The sequence below is a fragment of the Bacteroides difficilis genome (genome assembly GCF_048319815.1).
Classification (GTDB): domain Bacteria; phylum Bacteroidota; class Bacteroidia; order Bacteroidales; family Bacteroidaceae; genus Bacteroides; species Bacteroides zhangwenhongii.
Genome location: NZ_CP182814.1, coordinates 1495067 through 1513110, shown reverse-complemented (window position 1 = coordinate 1513110; position 18044 = coordinate 1495067). Strand labels below are relative to the sequence as shown.

The 18044-nt window shown below is 40.6% G+C and carries 10 protein-coding genes; 2 read left to right on the top strand and 8 right to left on the bottom strand.

Annotation, left to right across the window (positions count from 1 at the left end):
* The first annotated feature begins 40 nt into the window (after positions 1-40).
* Both ACNOGP_RS05460 and ACNOGP_RS05455 read left to right on the top strand, forming a co-directional pair.
* Positions 41-1111, top strand: coding sequence for a DUF4369 domain-containing protein (locus ACNOGP_RS05460; RefSeq protein WP_418214287.1), 1071 nt, complete (start codon positions 41-43; stop codon positions 1109-1111).
* A 13-nt stretch (positions 1112-1124) separates the two neighbouring features.
* On the top strand, positions 1125-2663 hold the full coding sequence (locus ACNOGP_RS05455; RefSeq protein WP_143866254.1) for a YifB family Mg chelatase-like AAA ATPase: 1539 nt from the start codon (positions 1125-1127) through the stop codon (positions 2661-2663).
* Between the two features lie 118 nt (positions 2664-2781).
* Here the strand turns inward: ACNOGP_RS05455 and ACNOGP_RS05450 are convergent, their stop codons facing one another.
* The 8 genes from ACNOGP_RS05450 to xyl3A form a co-directional block, all read right to left on the bottom strand.
* Positions 2782-4815: a hypothetical protein gene (locus ACNOGP_RS05450; protein ID WP_418214286.1), complete on the bottom strand. Its 2034-nt coding sequence runs from the start codon at positions 4813-4815 to the stop codon at positions 2782-2784.
* Positions 4816-4877: 62 nt separating this feature from the next.
* Complete coding sequence (locus ACNOGP_RS05445) at positions 4878-5480, bottom strand: IS630 family transposase (protein WP_232305450.1); 603 nt, start codon at positions 5478-5480, stop codon at positions 4878-4880.
* Positions 5477-5893: a helix-turn-helix domain-containing protein gene (locus tag ACNOGP_RS05440; protein ID WP_024988925.1), complete on the bottom strand. Its 417-nt coding sequence runs from the start codon at positions 5891-5893 to the stop codon at positions 5477-5479. Before ACNOGP_RS05440 ends, ACNOGP_RS05445 begins: the two co-directional genes overlap by 4 nt.
* A gap of 164 nt (positions 5894-6057) precedes the next feature.
* Complete coding sequence (locus tag ACNOGP_RS05435; RefSeq protein ID WP_418214285.1) at positions 6058-7482, bottom strand: arabinose isomerase; 1425 nt, start codon at positions 7480-7482, stop codon at positions 6058-6060.
* A 77-nt stretch (positions 7483-7559) separates the two neighbouring features.
* A complete protein-coding gene (locus ACNOGP_RS05430; protein ID WP_418214284.1) occupies positions 7560-9494 on the bottom strand; it encodes a beta-L-arabinofuranosidase domain-containing protein in 1935 nt (644 codons plus the stop codon).
* A 44-nt stretch (positions 9495-9538) separates the two neighbouring features.
* The gene (locus tag ACNOGP_RS05425) at positions 9539-14173 is read right to left on the bottom strand and encodes a glycosyl hydrolase (protein WP_418214283.1); all 4635 of its coding nucleotides are present in this window, start codon (positions 14171-14173) and stop codon (positions 9539-9541) included.
* A 14-nt stretch (positions 14174-14187) separates the two neighbouring features.
* The gene (locus tag ACNOGP_RS05420; protein ID WP_195532047.1) at positions 14188-15396 is read right to left on the bottom strand and encodes a glycoside hydrolase family 88 protein; all 1209 of its coding nucleotides are present in this window, start codon (positions 15394-15396) and stop codon (positions 14188-14190) included.
* 26 nt (positions 15397-15422) lie between these two features.
* A complete protein-coding gene (gene xyl3A, locus ACNOGP_RS05415) occupies positions 15423-18014 on the bottom strand; it encodes a xylan 1,4-beta-xylosidase (RefSeq protein WP_418214282.1) in 2592 nt (863 codons plus the stop codon).
* Positions 18015-18044: the final 30 nt, after the last annotated feature.

Here is an 18044-nt window from a genome sequence, read left to right as displayed (position 1 = left end):
CTGCAAAAAACCGTACTTTCGCAGAAAAGAAATAAAAGCAATGAAAAAGAGTAGCATTTTAATCCTCATAGCCATCTGTCTGTTCGGTTGCAGCAAGTCTTCTAAGGAAGTAAGCATAACCGGAGAAATCGAAGGATTGGGAACAGATACACTTTATCTATATGGTATGGACGAATTGCGCGACCAAATAGATACTATTTTCACCAAAGACGACAAGTTCTCTTATTCAACCCCAATAGACACTATTACCTCCGCTTTTCTGCTCATTAAGAATCAGATAGAATATCCTATTTTCCTTGATAAAGGGAATAAAATCAAAATAAAGGGAGATACCGGTAATTTGGAAGCCCTAACCATCGATGGCAATACATACAATGAAGAATTTACAGCTTTCCAAAAAGAACTGAGCGGTTTAAATAACCCGTCCGAAAAAGATGTGGAACAAAAAGCTGAAGAATTCATACAGCAACATCATTCATCTTTCGTAAGCCTCTATTTACTAGATAGATATTTTGTCCAAAAAGAATCTCCGGACTTCAATAAGATAAAAAAACTAATTGAAGTCATGACAGGAATATTGCAAGATAAATTATATATTGAGAAGTTGAACGAAACCATATCCCAAGCCGAAAAAAACGAAATAGGGAAATATGCCCCCTTCTTTAGTTTGCCTAATGCCAAAGGAGAAAAAATTACCCGCACATCAGAAGACTTCAAAAAGAAAAACCTTTTAATCAACTTCTGGGCTTCTTGGGGAGATAGTATATCCAAGCGTCGTAACAACAATGAACTAAAGGAACTTTATAAGAAATACAAAAAGAGTAAATATATAGGTATGCTCGGTGTCTCCTTCGACGTGGACAAAAAAGAATGGAAAGACGCAATAAAACGCGATACGTTAGATTGGGAGCAAGTTTGTGATTTCAGCGGACTCAATTCAGAGATTGCCAAACAATATACCATCAAGCAAATTCCCGCAAACATTCTTCTGTCGGCAGACGGAAAAATCCTGGCTAAAAATCTTAGTGGAGAAGAGTTGAAGAAGAAAATTGAAGAAGTCGTCTCCGCAGCAGAAGAAAGAGATAAGAAAGACAACAAAAAGAAAAAATAATCAGTAACCAAACGTGTTAATCAAAGTATTCGGAGCGGCTGTTCAAGGTATTGATGCAACACTCATCACAATCGAAGTCAACAGCTCGCGTGGCTGTATGTTCTATCTTGTCGGCCTTCCGGATTCTGCGGTCAAAGAAAGCCATCAACGCATAATTTCCGCTCTCCAAGTTAACGGTTATAAGATACCGACCAGTAATCTGGTAGTCAACATGGCACCCGCAGATATTCGTAAAGAAGGCTCAGCCTATGATTTACCGCTTGCCATCGGTCTTCTAGGAGCCAACGGCACTATATCTTCTGAAAAATTTCCCCGCTATCTATTAATGGGAGAGCTAAGTCTCGACGGAAGCATACAACCTATCAAGGGAGCTCTTCCTATTGCGATTAAAGCTCGTGAAGATGGCTTCGAAGGATTAATCATTCCCCAACAAAATGCCCGAGAAGCTGCCGTAGTCAATCAATTGAAAGTTTATGGTGTCAGCAATATTAAAGAAGTCATCCAATTTTTCAATAATGAGCGAGAATTAGCGCCAACCATAGTTAATACTCGGGAAGAGTTCTATGCCCAACAAAGTAACTTTGAATTTGACTTTGCCGATGTAAAAGGACAAGAGAATGTGAAAAGAGCCCTCGAAGTGGCAGCAGCCGGTGGTCACAACTTGATTATGGTAGGTGCGCCCGGAAGTGGAAAGTCAATGATGGCAAAAAGATTACCCTCCATCCTCCCTCCACTTTCTTTAGGAGAAAGTCTCGAAACAACCAAAATACACTCCGTAGCTGGAAAGCTAAACCGCAATTCATCACTAATAACCCAGCGCCCCTTTCGAGATCCACACCACACCATCTCACAAACCGCCATGGTAGGAGGAGGGAGTTTTCCCCAGCCCGGAGAGATAAGCTTAGCGCACAACGGGATCTTATTTCTTGACGAATTGCCAGAGTTTAGTAGAAACGTACTCGAAGTACTACGACAACCGTTGGAAGATAGGCGCATCACCATTTCCCGTGTAAAAAGCAGTATAGATTATCCTGCCAGCTTCACATTAGTAGCCTCCATGAACCCTTGCCCTTGTGGTTATTACAATCACCCGACCAAAGCGTGTGTATGCAGTCCCGGACAAGTGCAGAAATACTTGAATAAAATTTCAGGCCCCTTACTTGACCGGATAGATATACAAATTGAAATAATTCCTGTCCCTTTTGATAAGATCTCCGACCAACGGAGAGGAGAATCCAGTGCCGCTATTCGTGAACGTGTCATCCAAGCACGTCAAATACAAGAAAAACGCTATACTGAGTATTCAGGAATCTACTGCAATGCTCAAATGAATAGCAAATTGCTGTCACTATACGCCCAACCGGATGGACAAGGTCTCTCTTTATTAAAGAATGCAATGGACCGTCTAAATCTTTCCGCCCGCGCCTACGACCGGATATTGAAAGTCGCACGTACCATTGCCGATCTGGAAGGAAGTGAACAGATACTTTCCGTTCATTTGGCGGAAGCCATAAGTTATCGGAATCTGGATAGAGAAAATTGGGCAGGATAACGCACTGAAATGAATCAAACAGTTGTCTGACACCCGGGTCTCAGATGGTACAACACCCGGGTGTCAGCATACCCAACACCCGGGTGTCGGTATGCCTGAGACCCGGGTGTCGTACAACTTAATGCAATAGAAAATTTTCGGCACGCCCCGGAGTGAATAATTCCCACAAAGAAGCAACAGTCCATCCAGGTGCAAAGATATCATTATAGTATCCTTTTCCATTCCTTCCGTAATCCCAATTAGTATGTTGAACCACTTCCGGATAATAACCAGCTTTAGCAATACCGCACATATGCGCCTCGTAAGGCAACAACTGCCTCATGGATGTTGAAATCACTTCTGCAAAATTTGAGAAACGGGGTTCTTTATATTCTACCGATAACCAACGTAATACATCTGCAAATTCAAAAACAAATACATCTATATGGTTATTTTCTACCGACACATTACCCCAGCCTCTGGTTTTCAGCCCTATATCACCCAACATCTGCCCCGGTGCAAAAGGAACATCCCAAAGATAATACCAAGACAAGGCAAAATAAGCCGCTTTCTTTGTCAAATCTGCATAATGTTTGTGCTCCTCCCCTTTAGTAATCAACGAAAGATAGTAAGTAGCAGTGGCAGCGTAAAGAGAGGCCTCCTTATCTTCACAATTCGCATCAAGAGTAGATGAGAAATAATCCGCCTTGGATATCAATTCTTTCTCCAGGTAATCAGCAGTCCGCTTAGCACTAGCCAAATAACGTTTATCTTTGAAATATTTATACCCCATTACCAAGGGTAGTGTAGCCGAGGGAGTACTACCTCCACTCTTGTCCACAATAGAGAAATCATCATGAAACTTCCGAGAAAAGCTACCGTCAGCATTCTGCAACTGCAAAAACATATCCAACATCTTCTTCACCCGTTGCTCCCATTCTATATGTCGACGTCCACGCTCTTTTTCGTAAGCCAGAAAATGAAATATCGCATAAAGTCCTTCTGACTGGCGGCGGATACTATGAACCGGATCCACAAACTTCTTATCATAGTTCACAGACTCCTTAAAAAAACCCGCCTCAGTAAATCCATTCTTCAAATAGCTATCAAATATTTTTCTACTATTTACTTCTAACTCTTCCCGGCTACATTCTTCGCCATATTCCAAAGCATTAAATGCGTTAAGGAGTACACGCCCGATAAAACCGACTTCTGCCTGCCCATTAGAAGCACATTTATCTGTACGCAGATGTATACCGGAATTATACACCAACGGATATTTATCTACTAAACTACTCACAAAGAAACGGCTAAGTGTTTGCTTTACATCCGATATTGAATAAGGAGTATCTACAGGTTTGGGTTGGAAAGTATCATAACAATATTCCCATGCGCGACGAACAAAGTCTGAATAATCTTCTGCTTCACTTTCCATTATTTCCCATGTCAACAGAATCGTTTCTCCTTTTCTCAGATGCTGAAAAGCCGTCACAGCCGGTGCCAAAGTCAATTTACGAAGATAGCTTTTAGGAGCCTCCTGATAAGGAAAGCCAAAAGACAACGTAGACGTTCCATTCTTATTCTCAAATCCGGTAAATCCTAAAGAGGTCTTTCCTGAAAGAATTACTTCTCCTGCCTTATGTGTAGTAAGCGTCTCATTATTAAGTTTATCCAAACGATTTACTGTCACAAAACGCTTATCTTTCTCGCTAAAAATCCCCGTAAGAGGTGCGCTCAACCTATCCTCGCGAACAATCCAGCTATCTGACGTATGAAATGAAGGAGCTTCCTTAGGTGAACGTAAATTACGACGATACCAGAATCCCGGCATATAGAACTGACAATTATCATGATGAAAATTTGTTGAAAACTGTTGACTATAACTAAAATACGTATCTTCCAAGGCAGTGATACAAACCGTTATTTGCAGTTTATCACTTTTCTCCTCCATAGTTTGAAATATTGTCAATGGTATTTTTTCCGAAGCTTCCAAATAGAAATCGGAGCCTTTATCCTTTGATTGCTGAAAAGTTAATGGATACCGTTTGGCTTCATTTCCCGGTGCTTTCAGGGAAATAGCCGCAGAGACACGTTCTAATCTATTGTCTATTGCTTTTACGTGTCCAACGTATGCCATGAGAGCCACTCCAAAAAGTAAACATTTTAAGTTCATACAAATTAAATTATGCAAATCAGAAACACGAATTCTGATTCTTGTTAAGTAACTAATTAAAATTAAGCAGCATTATGTTTAAGTTTAATACCCAAGGTATCCCCGACAGCCGCCAATGCCCTATTGACGGTGTAAAAGAGGTTGTCGCTACTTGCATAATCCTGCGGTCTGATCCATTTAGTTTTCATTATTCTCCACAAGGTTTCTGCAAGATTCAGGTGAGGGGAATACGGTGGAAGGTAAAAGAGAAAAAGTCCGCGTTTCTCCCACAGTTCTCTCAATTCCTTTATTTTCTTGTTTCGATGTACGCTCGCATTGTCAAGCACGATGAACGTATCTTTCTTTATGTTCAAGGAAAAGGTGTCAAGGTATTCAACGACCTTGTCCGCGTCAATACTTTCAGTCGTGGTGAACCCATGATAGCGGTTGTTCCTGTCTATCATGCCGAAGATGTTGACCCTTTGTGCCTTTTGGGATGGGATATACACGTCTTCGTTACGGAATTGCCAGCCGTAAGGCACATAGCCTTCGGTGCACACATGGCTTTCATCGGCGTAATAGAGGTCTATCTTGCCGTTTATGTTCAGATGTTCAAGTTCTTGCAACTTCTCGGTCTTATACGCATAGAGTTGCGGCGAGGGGACTCCCCTTGGGCGTTTTCTTATTCGCTTATATCTTGCGCCAAGGCTGATAAAAAACGCTTGAATGTCAGGTCGCTCGCTTCCTTGCCAGTGGCCTTCTGCCAGGCTTCCCGAGCTTTGCTGACGCTCTGCCTGTCCTGTTCTATGGCCTTGCGAACAACTTCCTCGTCCGTACAGTCCATGATAGGTTTTCGCCCACGGCCGGGACGGGTCTGCAAGCCGTCGATGCCTTCCGACAAGAAACGTTTTACCCAAGAGTTGACAGATACATGTGACATCTCCGTCTGCAAACCTATGGCCTTGCTGGAAAGTCCAGTCGATTTGAGCAGTACGGCACGACAGCGCATCCGAAAGCAATGGCTGTCTCCCTGTCGGAAACCCGTTTCCAACGCCAAGCGTTCGGAATCCTTTAATATGATTGATTTGATTTTGCCCATAAGTGCATATTTGAATTTTATGAGGCAAAGGTATCAAAACCTTATGATATAAACCAATTATGAACATCTACTTAGTATTAATTTTTATTATTTCCCAATTCAAGTGCTTTTTTACGGAACATTGTTTCTATCCCTTGACCTCATTTCCAATATTCAATAAAATATTACTCAATGACTACAATTGGAATATCTAAAAGAAATGCTAATTTCTTGAGTTCCGAGACTTTATGTCCAACACCAATCGCACAATGGTGTGAAGGACCGGCTTTGCTCCATCGATTCATAAACTCACGTGTACCACATGCAAAGCGATAACGACTATTAGTATTGCCAATATGTAATGTTTCTCCACGTACAGCTTCCCCTTCAGCAGCTAATAGAAATACCCCATTTTTTCCCTCACAAACGGACAATAAAGTCACATCACCAGGCTTTACACTCATTTGGATAGACAGGCCTTTACCAGGTTTTCCATGATATAACGGAAGCGGTACAAGTCTCACTTTTTCTTCAGCAATCGCAAAATGAGCCGGTCCATCGTGTCCTAGCAAAACTACATCATCCTCAAAATCCATGGCATAAAATTCCGAGAAGGAGCCACCAGCCTTTAAGAGTGACATAATCTTCATTGCTTGTGCGTTTTTCACTTCACATTCTCCAGCTATGGGGATTCCATATCCTGTCAACAATGTATTTCCAGCAATAACAGATGTAACAATGTTCTCATAATCATTTCCGCGGAACCCTTCATAATAATAAGCCATTGCTCCCAACTGATGAACTTCCACTAATTTATCTAAAGCTACAGAAGTACGTGCCGCTCTTATCAGTTCTTCTGATTCACAGGATGCTTCAACATTAAATTTATCATGGAACTCTTCCAACTTACAATTCAAATTCTGCTCTGTCACCTCTTCTATATATGCTTTCAATTCACACATCTCCAGCAACTCCACATGAGTACCAAAAGCTGCGCTTTGCTGCATTACATCAGTATAAACATCTAACATTCCACAATAATAATGCCCCAATATTCCCAAACGGTTCGTTCGCATACCATGCATTGCGCAAGTAGCATCTACCCAAGAAGCAATCTCTTTCCAAACATATTCTTCTGATAAATATCCGGTAACAATATCATATCTCACTCCAGCTCTGTTGAAAACACCTGCAAACTCAGGCACAGAACAAGCCTGACAATGCGCTAACCATTCGCCTGTCATCTTTCCCCTATCTCCCATTGAATTAACCTTCTGATAATCTATTGCAGGAACAGGTTGTATATTCAAAATGATTATAGGCTTTCCTACCTGCTGTGCCACAGGCAACACCGTAGAAGAAAGGGCATAAGTGGAAATAAATAGAAAAACCAATTCCACATCAGACTGTTTTAATTGTCGGGCGCATTCGGTCGCTTTCAAAGGCGAATCTATCATACCTGTATTGATGACTGTCACTCCCATCGTATCTATTCTAGCCGCAATTTCGTCTTGATAAGTTAATAAACGGGGAAGAAGACCTTCAAATTGTTCCCAATAGGTATCTAATCCGACTCCTAAAAGTCCAACTCTAATTTTTTGTTGTATCATAACATCATATTTAATAGACATACTTTTCATAATTGCCAGCATTTAAGGAAATAAGATACCAAAAACCAACAAAATTTTCAATAACTTATCGGCCAATAAATCGCATAACGCTCAAAATGTATCTTATAAAACGGTTCTATAACTATTTTCTCAAACCCTTTCAGATTTATTTTAAACTTTAACGGAGCTGCAGAAACCGATTCGACACAAGTAGGAATTTGTTCAGCAGGAACAGTAAAGACAGGAACAGTCGCTAAATCCACCTTATTCATTGCAGTATTATTCATCTTTCCCCAAAAGGTAACAGGTAAATTTTCTTTTCCCAAATGTCCTGCTAGTACATACGGACCGTACAACAAAGCAATATATCGACCTGAACCAACCAAGTGCTCTGTATATATACGCATTGGGAGATTCAATGTTATTGTATTTTTCCTTTCCCACACATTATTGATCACCCAATAACCGTCTCTATCAAGAAAAGGCCGTACAACTTTCCCATTTATGGCAATAGTAGCTTTATCAGTCCATTCCGGTTTACGTATACGGAGTACCAATCTTCGTTTTTCTTTTAAATTCAGTATGAAGTTTACTTGTTCCGATTCCGGTATACAATTTTGCTGGATAAGCTCAACCCCTTCTTCTTTCCAAGAAAGAATAGAAGGAATAAACAGATTCACTCTGATCTCATTTTCTTGCTCCGCATTCTTCTTTTTATGGCTATAAATAAACTTTCCCAATTTAGCCGGGCTTTCTAACCCCGTATGTCCACAACACCAAAAAGAACTATCACGTGATGCGTAAATACGATAATGACTGGGACGCATAGAAGTAAAATAGCAGCACATTCCCTTCTCTGGGTCATAGGCAGAAAGTATATGATTAAATAATACACGCTCATAATATGCAGCTTTAGCGGCATCGGGGTGCTGACAGAAAAGAGTTTCGGTCAAACGTAGCATATTCACCGAATTACATGTTTCCGGACCTCCTACCAAAAGAAGCCTTTCTGCAAACTCCTCTTTTGGAAAAAAATGTTCTCCTGTGCTATTCCCACCAATAACCCATGTATGATTTTGTGTGACAATATTCCAGAAATTGGTTGCCGCAGTCAAGAAACGCTGATCACCCGTAAATAAATAATACTTATGAAATCCGGTAAACTTCGGTATCTGCGTATTTGCATGCCATCCAAAAAGTATATCCTTACCTTCGGAAAGAGGAGGCCACATCGCACGATCATTCAATCGACATGCCCAATCAAGAAAACGTTTTTCTCCAGTCAGTTCATAGGCCTCTACATAAGACTCATTGATAGAGCCATGCTCACAGACAAGTAACTGCTGAATCTGGTCATTCGTCAACTTATCCAAAACCTGATAGCCAAACCAGTCTGCTAATCGTACCAACATAGGCAACGCCTCTTTCTGTTCGCATTGCGTATATGCAGCAGACAATCCAAGAAGCATCTTATTTATCAGATATACGGGTGCCCATACCCCATTCACTGTAGGATTATTTGTCTTTATCTTCCCATCTGCAACCTCCTTAAATAGCTTTCTCCCATCTTTAATACCCAAAAGAAAACCATCCTTTCCAGCTTTCTGACATAACTGTAATTCTTTCAACACATATTTTAACCTCTTCAACAATTCCGCATCACCTGTAGATTGATACATCATAGACACTGAAGATAGATAGAACCCGAGGAAACCTCCCCTTAAGGGACCGGCTCCCCAGACTTCTTGTGACTCCCATCCTGCATAAGGTGCCGCTTTGGATGGAAGTCCCGCCTCAATACGATAAAAATGAAGTAAAGAATCGGGATTTAACCAAAGAAGGTACTCCTTTCCTTTTTGTTGAAGAGACAAAAAGGGACTCTCCAACAAACGTACCTCATTTAGCGAGAAATAAGCTTCCAAAGAATCATTTAATATCGATTCTTTTCGAAACGAGGCTATAGCTTGATTATTCAAAACAACAAGCAGTAATAGAGTCAGAGTAATTTTCATCAGTATATTATTTTCCCTTTTCCCGTACATGATATATACAACTTCTACTTTAACATAATCTTCATTGCAGGAATCAACCTAACAGGTCCTAACAGGCCGGCTTCCATTAGTGGAGAATCCTTACGATAATGCTTCCAGGTAGTAAATGTTACTCTACCGCCTTCCGGCTTATTTTCTCCATTTTTGTACCACTCAGGCAATTTCTTAATAGCTCCACGACTCAATGCTGCAATTCCATTGATACCTCCCCCAGGTACATATTCATTTTCCTCCGGCAGCTGTTCATCGCCAATCAAACGGTTGGTCCATTGATTAGTTACTCTAACTTCCAATGTGTTTTCTCCGGACTTCAACACATCCGTAACATCAACCACATAAGGACGAGACCATAAAATTCCTTTATTCACTCCATTGACAATTACCTCTGCCATCACTTCAACCGCACCCAAATCAAGTAAAACGACCTTATCTTCGGTAAGCATAGATGACTTTACGCTAAAGCTTGTCTTATAAGTAGCAGTACCGGAGAAATATTTCACTCCTTCATCTTTATGGAGATGCAAAGAAACCAACTTTGGCAAGTTTATCTTTGCCGGTGCACCCAATCCCTTCGGAAAACGTACTTCCCATTTTTGATCTATCTCTACCATACGTCCTACTTTTTCTACTTTCAATTGTTTCTTGCTTCCATCTTCCATGACAAACATATAAATGCCATCCCTCCAAGCCAATAAAGATCGAGAATTATCATAAGGCATCCAACTCAGCGTCCGCTTATCCTCTTCTCTCTTATAACCCTTAGCTACCATCTGTCCTATCTCCTTTTCAGACAAGACGCTACGGAACAATATAGGAGTAGACATATCCCCATTATAATAGGATGCCCCTTCCTGCAAATTGGTAAGATTCAATCCTGGATGAATTGTTTGTAAAGATCTCGTTTTATAAGAAACAGGTTCTCCATTTATATAAATAGACGGAGCTCCATTCTCGTACACCAAGCAAACATGACTCCAACCCGAAATCGGTTTCTCTGCAGCCATCTTGAACTCCGGATATCCTTTTTCATTCTCCCAAACAGCAACCCCATTCCGACCGATTGCCAGTCCACAAGTAGCATGTCCTGCTCCATATAGCCGTTCACCGGATGATGGATAAATGGTATAATATTCCGTCCAAGGATTCGGAATATACCCCATTGGATTGTCAATATTCAACATAGCATCCGACTCCGGTTTTACCCATAAGGCTATTGAGAAATTATCTTTAATGTCAGTATATATCGCCTGATTATACTGCGTAGCAGACATTGTAGAAACATCGACCAAACAATCTCCATTTCTATGGATAGACCGAATAGCAGGTGACTCAGGGAGGTCAGAACGGAATATCACAAAAACAGAGCCATACTCATCCAATCGGATAGGAACTGAAACCGTTTCTTCATTAACACGATATACCATAGCACGAGACCTTACGCCCGTTACCGGATTCCAAAACTCCGGTATTTTTCCTTTTACGCGGAAATTACATATTACCTCTTCTGAAGTCCTCCGTTGGTTAGCTACAAAATAGGCCTCCGTATCCCCGATCTGTCGATGAATATAACGTATTGGAGCACTATTAGGATTAGATATCACCTCAAAGTCCGGTCTGAGCTGGATTTTAGCAAATATCTGTTCCAATTGCAGGGAAGTATCCCAAAAGAGCTTTCCTTTTCCTATACTGCGATCCACCACTGCTGTAGGGTTCTTTCCCCATAATTCATCACAAAGATCCTCAAACACTTTCGTATCAACAACAGAATGAGATTGTAATCCCACCGTCTGCTTTGGACGTGCACCAATGATAATCAATCCCTGTTCCGCCATACATTGAAGTTTTCTCAGTAAACTTAATGTAATATGCGATTGTTCCTGCAAAACCAATACACGATAGCTCATTCCATCTGGGAGCCTCAAACGTCCTTGTTCCATCCAAGCCTTATGTAACAAAGTTTCCGTATTTATCAAATCGTAATCATATCCTTCGGGGGGAACTGGAGTCAAATCCTTTCGATGTACTTTAGTATATCCTACTATATTATCACTTGTAAAGTAAGCCAAATCAGCAACAAATAGCCCCTCTTGTAATACGGTTTGACAACGATTCAAATAATCCATCCAAGCACGTCCCGGCTCCCACCAAGTATTGGTTCGGTCAAAATGTACCCCCCAAGGCCCCAAAGTCATAGCAGGAACAGCATTCGGATGAGGTTGCATAGCGTAACGATGTACGACCATCCTATTAATACCCTCTGTAAATGCCTTATCGCCAACAGCTTTCAATGCAAATGGATACTCTTGCCACCTTCCAGATTCCGGTTCCGAGGTATAAGCCTCAGCACCTACTATTTTCTGTCCATTAATATGAGCAATGGAAGAAGCTAATTTAGTAGTACGCCGCATCATCAGATTATTTTGGAAAATAGCAGATAATCCATTCCAAAATTCTCCCATCACTCCATCTACCCGCGAACCAATCTGCAATTCCTCCATCGGACCGCGATCATAAGGCTCACAATAAGACACCAAACCATATCGATTACACAAGGTACGGAATTCACCATAGTAATTGTCTGCCAACAAATCTGCTTGTACACGACGAATATCCCATAAAAAACGTTCTGTCAGATCTTTACTTCCCACAATCTTACCTGTCATTGCCGGCAGATATTTAATTAAATCATATCCTGCTCTTTCATAGAACTCTTCTTCAAATCCCGACGTCCAGTTTTGCATACCGACTTCCCAACTGTCTATCTCCAATCCTATCTGAATCTGATGAACATACGGTTTGATCAGCGGATAAAGTAAATCCATCATTTTATTAAAATGAAGCTGAATAGCCTGTTTACTGAATTTATCACATTCAAGTCCCACACCCGTATCAGGAGCTGCGCAATTCTTTCTTCCGGTAGAAGTATGTCCCAAACGGATAATCGTCCAATTTCCCAAAGGTGCTTTCCACTTTAAGTTCCCTTTAGAATCAACAAATTCCGTCAAATCAATAATTTCTTTCGGATCAATGACTTGTTCTTTATCATATTCCCGGATATCGATTAATCCTTTATGATTGAAAACACTGTTATTCAAAAGCTGCCAATCTGAGAAGCCTACAGGTTTTCCATTTTTAAACGAAGGAAAAGCAAGCACTGCTATGTCTTTATAATATCCCAATTCAGTAACAGGTCGAGGTAACAGAGTATCAACCTGTACATTACCTCTGACTTCTATTTCGCTCCAGGTAAGCTTTTGCATTGAATATTCAGGAGTTATCCAAGGACCACCACTAGAAGACCATCCCGGACAATTATGCATCACATAATCAATACCCAAACGAGCGGCTTCTTTTATAGCGTGCGCTTTTAGTTCCGACCATTCCGGACTCAAATAGGTGACCGGTCCTTTAGGAATGCCTGTACCTCCTTCCAGATTAAAGACACCTCCTACACCGATACGATGCATCGCTTCTAAGTCCTTTGTAATTCCCTCCTTCGTTATATTTCCATTCATCCAAAACCAATAAGTATAAGGACGTGCAGATGGAGATAATTGCGTAAAATCTGTCTCCAATTCTGCAATTGGTTTTACCTGCACTGCACGAGCGGTTCCCGATGGTAAAGGCAACTTCTCATCTATGGAGACCGGCTTACCAAAATACGGAGCCCCAGAGTCATCAAACGTGAACTTCTGTAAACGGACATCACGTTTCCAACCTGGTTTCCTTTCCTTTTTTGTATGATAATAAATATAATATTCTTTACCGTCAGGAGAAGTAGTAAAACTAGCATGGCCTACACCAAATACACTATCCGTGCCTTCGAATACAGGTTTCTCACTTTTTATCCAGCTTTCAGGACTCAATAAATCAGCATCCAAATCTTTTAGCCGGAGATAAGACAGTTTATAAGTATCCAACCACGACTGCCCACAAGAATAGACAATAAATATATCTTTTCCATGTTTCAATACCTGTGGCCCTTCATTCAATGGTAGTATCCCTTGCTCATAATAGCGATCCGGAGAAGAAATTTTCACTCTCCCGGAAGATATAGTCCAAGGATTTTCCATTTTAGCAATATACAAATGCTGTTGAGTTTTATCAGTTGGTTCGGCCGTTTCCCAACCGGACCAGATAGCATACAATTGTCCTCTATGCTCCAACAAAGTCATATCAATCGCCCATCGGTTGTTTTTCCAGTCTCCCAACACATCACCAGTAAATAGCATACCTTTATCTACATATTCTCCCATTGCATCAGAAGTTACCGATTCCAACACCCCAGTTTTCTGGTGGATAAAAGGAGGACCACTATACCCCGCAGCATAATAAATGTACCATTTACCTTTCCAGAAATGGATTTCCGGTGCCCAAACGCAAGTTGAATTCCACGCACCCCTCTGAGGTACCTTCCATACCCGTACCGGAGGATTTATTTTATGCAAATCGCGAGAGCGAGATACCCCAATACCTCCAGGTACACCGCCACAATAATAGTACCAGCCTTCATGTTTCATCACCCAAGGGTCAGCTCCTGAAGACAAAATAGGATTCATGTAATACTCTTCATGTTCTTGGCTATTCACCGCCATCGAACTCACGAGCATAAGTATACCTAGAAATAAAGTCCGTATCATTCCAAAACAGTTTTTTAGTTCATGCTTTCTTTTAGAATATCTCTCTTATAACGAACCAAAGCTTCCACATAATAGTAATCAGCGTAAGTCAAAGGTACATCCACTTCCCCTTTACCGGGATTATTGCCAACTGAATGTTTCAGAATAAAATTACAATTGGTACCTGGTTCAGCAAGATATTCCGGTGAAGAAAGTGTTTTCAACTGAGTCTCAGCGACCGACAAGCATTGCCTGGAGAGCTCCCCTTTTGTATATTGACTCAATTCTATCAAAGCTGAAGCAATTAATGAACCGGCAGAAGCATCACGTAATTCGTTTGGGATATTTGGAGCATCAAAATCCCAATATGGAATCTTATCTTCCGGTAAACGCGGATGATTCATTATAAACTTAGCAATATTTACAGCATGCTCCAGATATTTCTCTTGCCCTGTCTCACGATACATCATCGTATATCCATATAACGCCCAACCTTGTCCGCGTGCCCAAGAAGACTCATGAGCATATCCCTGACAGGTATTTTTCTTTTCCGGCTGACCGGAGATCGTGTCATAAGAAACGACATGATAACTGCTATAGTCCGGACGGAAATGATGTTTCATTGTTACATCTGCATGTGACTGGGCAATCTTGGCAAATTTTGGATCGTTTGAATTTTTAGAAGCCCACATCAACATTTCCAGATTCATCATATTATCAATAATCACAGGATACTCCCATACTTTCTGGTTCCAATCCCAAGAACGGATACACCCTACTTGAGGACGAAAACGAGTACTTAATGACTCAGACCCCTGTAACAAGACTTTCTTGTATTCTTCATTCCCTGTTAAGCGTAAACCATTACCAAAACTACAATATAACATAAAACCGACATCATGATTATCAGTTGTATATTGTTCTCTCTCTACACGTTTAGTAAAATTCTCAGCAAATGCTCTCAAAGTGTCATTTCCATTTGCTTCATATAAATACCATAAAACACCCGGGAAGAAACCACTTGTCCACCAACGCGATTCTGAAGTCACTAATTTCCCATCCTTTCCGATTGTACGTGGAAGCTTACCTTCCTTATCCAAAAGACTTTCAGCCATTAGTTTCGACTGTATCGTAGCTGTCTGTAAACTACTGTTAACAAGAGTACTCATTTCACTTTTAGGAGCTGAACAACTACAAACAGCCCCAAACAAAAGAGACGTAATAATAAATGAACTTATTCTCATATTATATTTATTGATTATTCCTATGACTAATGAATAGTAATGCTTAATTTATTCTCTAATTGCACATTAGAACTATTTCCATACGTAATTTCATATTTGCCGGATGTAATACACATTGTATTTGTGCTCGGGTCAAAGAATTCAAAAGTACTTGGAGATAGTTCTATGGACACGGTACGAGATTCACCGATTTTTAGCGGTACGCGACGAAAAGCACGCAAACTTTTTACAGGTCCCTCTTCATCGTCTATTTTGCGAACATATACCTGAATAACTTCTGCTCCATTAAATCTTCCTGTATTCTTCACGTTGACTTTTAAGTTCACACTTTCCCCTACAGATATGGATCGTTTATTTAAACGGCCTTTAGATATGTCAAAGGTAGTATAACTTAATCCATAACCAAAAGGAAACAAAGGGCTCTCTGTCATATATCTATAAGTCCGCCCTTTCATGCTATAATCTTCAAAATCCGGTAATTGATTCGTGTTCTTATAAAACGTTACCGGTAATTTGCCACTTGGATTAAAATCTCCGAATAGAATATCTGCTACAGCCAATCCTCCAGCTTGTCCAGGATACCATGCCTGTAAAATAGCATCGCACGAATCCATTTCGGGTTCTAATGCAACTGCAGAACCTGAACAATTGACAAAAATAACTTTTTTACCAGCTTTTTTCAAAGCTCTCAAAATATCACGTTGTACTTGAGGAAGTTCGATAGTGGTTCTATCACCACCAGAAAATCCATAACCTTCAATGTTGTATTTTTCTTCACCTTCAAAATCGGGTGAAATGCCGCCTACAAAAATAACAACATCTGCCTCTTTTACTTTATTAACCACTGTTTCAGCCGGAATCTGCCGATAAACTCCTAAATCAAATTTCAGCAATGCTTCTCCACCCGCTTGCATATATTCTATTTTAATTTTATAGTCTTGCCCTGCGATAGCTCTCAATGTATATTCTCTTTTGGCACTAGGATGCACTCCCCAATAATCTATTACCTTTTTATCATTTACATATACCCGATAACCATCATCACCTTCAATAATTAATGTATAATCATCACTTTTTTTCGGACGAAAAACACCTTCATAGGATGCTGTAAAATTAAATAAACCGACACTCGTATTAAACGCCGTATAGCCACTATTGCTTAAATTAATTGGAGAAGTAAACTGCTGTATCGCCGCCACATCACCTTTTAAGTCCATATTATTCCAATAAGTAGCAGTCAGACCGGGGCATCCATTATTAGAAATCTCTTCAAATGAAGAATAAAAGACCTGATTCTTCAACAATTCACACCCTTTCTCATAAAGTACGTCACCAACTTTACCACGAATACCTTCAAGAATTGTATAAGTATGGGAGGGTACACCATTATAATTTCCCCATTGCATTACCGAATCTACAGCATTAGGACCTAAAACTACAATTCGAGTTCCAGACTTAGCTAATGGAAGTACACCATTGTTATGAAGTAATACCATAGATTTACGAGCTATGTCTAAAGACATCCGTTTATGCAAATTACAATCCACTGTATCAATACTGATTTTACTCCAGGAAACTATAGAATCCGGATCCATCTCCCCTAATGCAAAACGAGCTTCTAACAAACGACGTAAACTCTTGTCTATACGTTCTTCCGTTATAAGACCTTTTTTAACTGCCTCCTCCAAATTGGCATATTCCGCTCCACATTCCAAGTCTGTACCATTTATCACAGCGGAAGCGCTGGCATAAACTCCATCTTTATGTGTTTCATGATGACCTTTACGAAAAAAATCCCCTATAGCTCCACAATCACTTACTACCAAATGCTTATATCCCCATTCATCTCTCAGAATCTGTGTTAGCAACCGATTACTATCACAGCAAGGTTCATCCTCAAAACGCTGATATGCGCACATCACCTCCTTAACATCAGCCTCTTGTACTAATGCTTTAAAAGCGGGTAAATAAGTTTCCCACAAATCACGTGGAGAAAGATTCTCAACGTTGAACCGATGGCGCTTTGACTCTGGTCCGCTATGTACAGCATAATGTTTGGCACATGCATGAGTTTTGTCGTATTTGGAATCTGCCGGTCCTTGCATTCCTTTTACTACTGACACCCCCATACGAGTAGTTAGATAAGGATCTTCTCCAAAGGTTTCTTGTCCGCGTCCCCAGCGTGGGTCACGGAAAATATTCACATTAGGGCTCCAAAAAGTAAGTCCCTCATTTCCATATCCATACCGATTATGGCGATGTTCATCGTGAAACTTCGCACGTGCCTCATCACTTACTGCTACATATACCCTTTCAATCGCCTCATCATCAAAAGTAGCCGCCATTCCAATGGTAATCGGAAACACTGTAGCCACGCCATTACGAGCAACACCATGCAACGCTTCGCTCCACCAATTATAAGGTGCGATACCTAACCGTTTTATTGCGCAGGAAGAATTTTGCATCAGTCCAATCTTCTCTTTCAGAGTCAATCGTCCTAATAAATCTTCAGCACGTTCTTCAGGAGATAAGTTCGGGTCTTTATAAGACCCATTCTGCGCAAAACTGCCAGCTAACGCAACTACACAGAAATACCAAATCAGTACAACTTTCTTCATATCATTTATTCCAATTATCATTTTGCAACT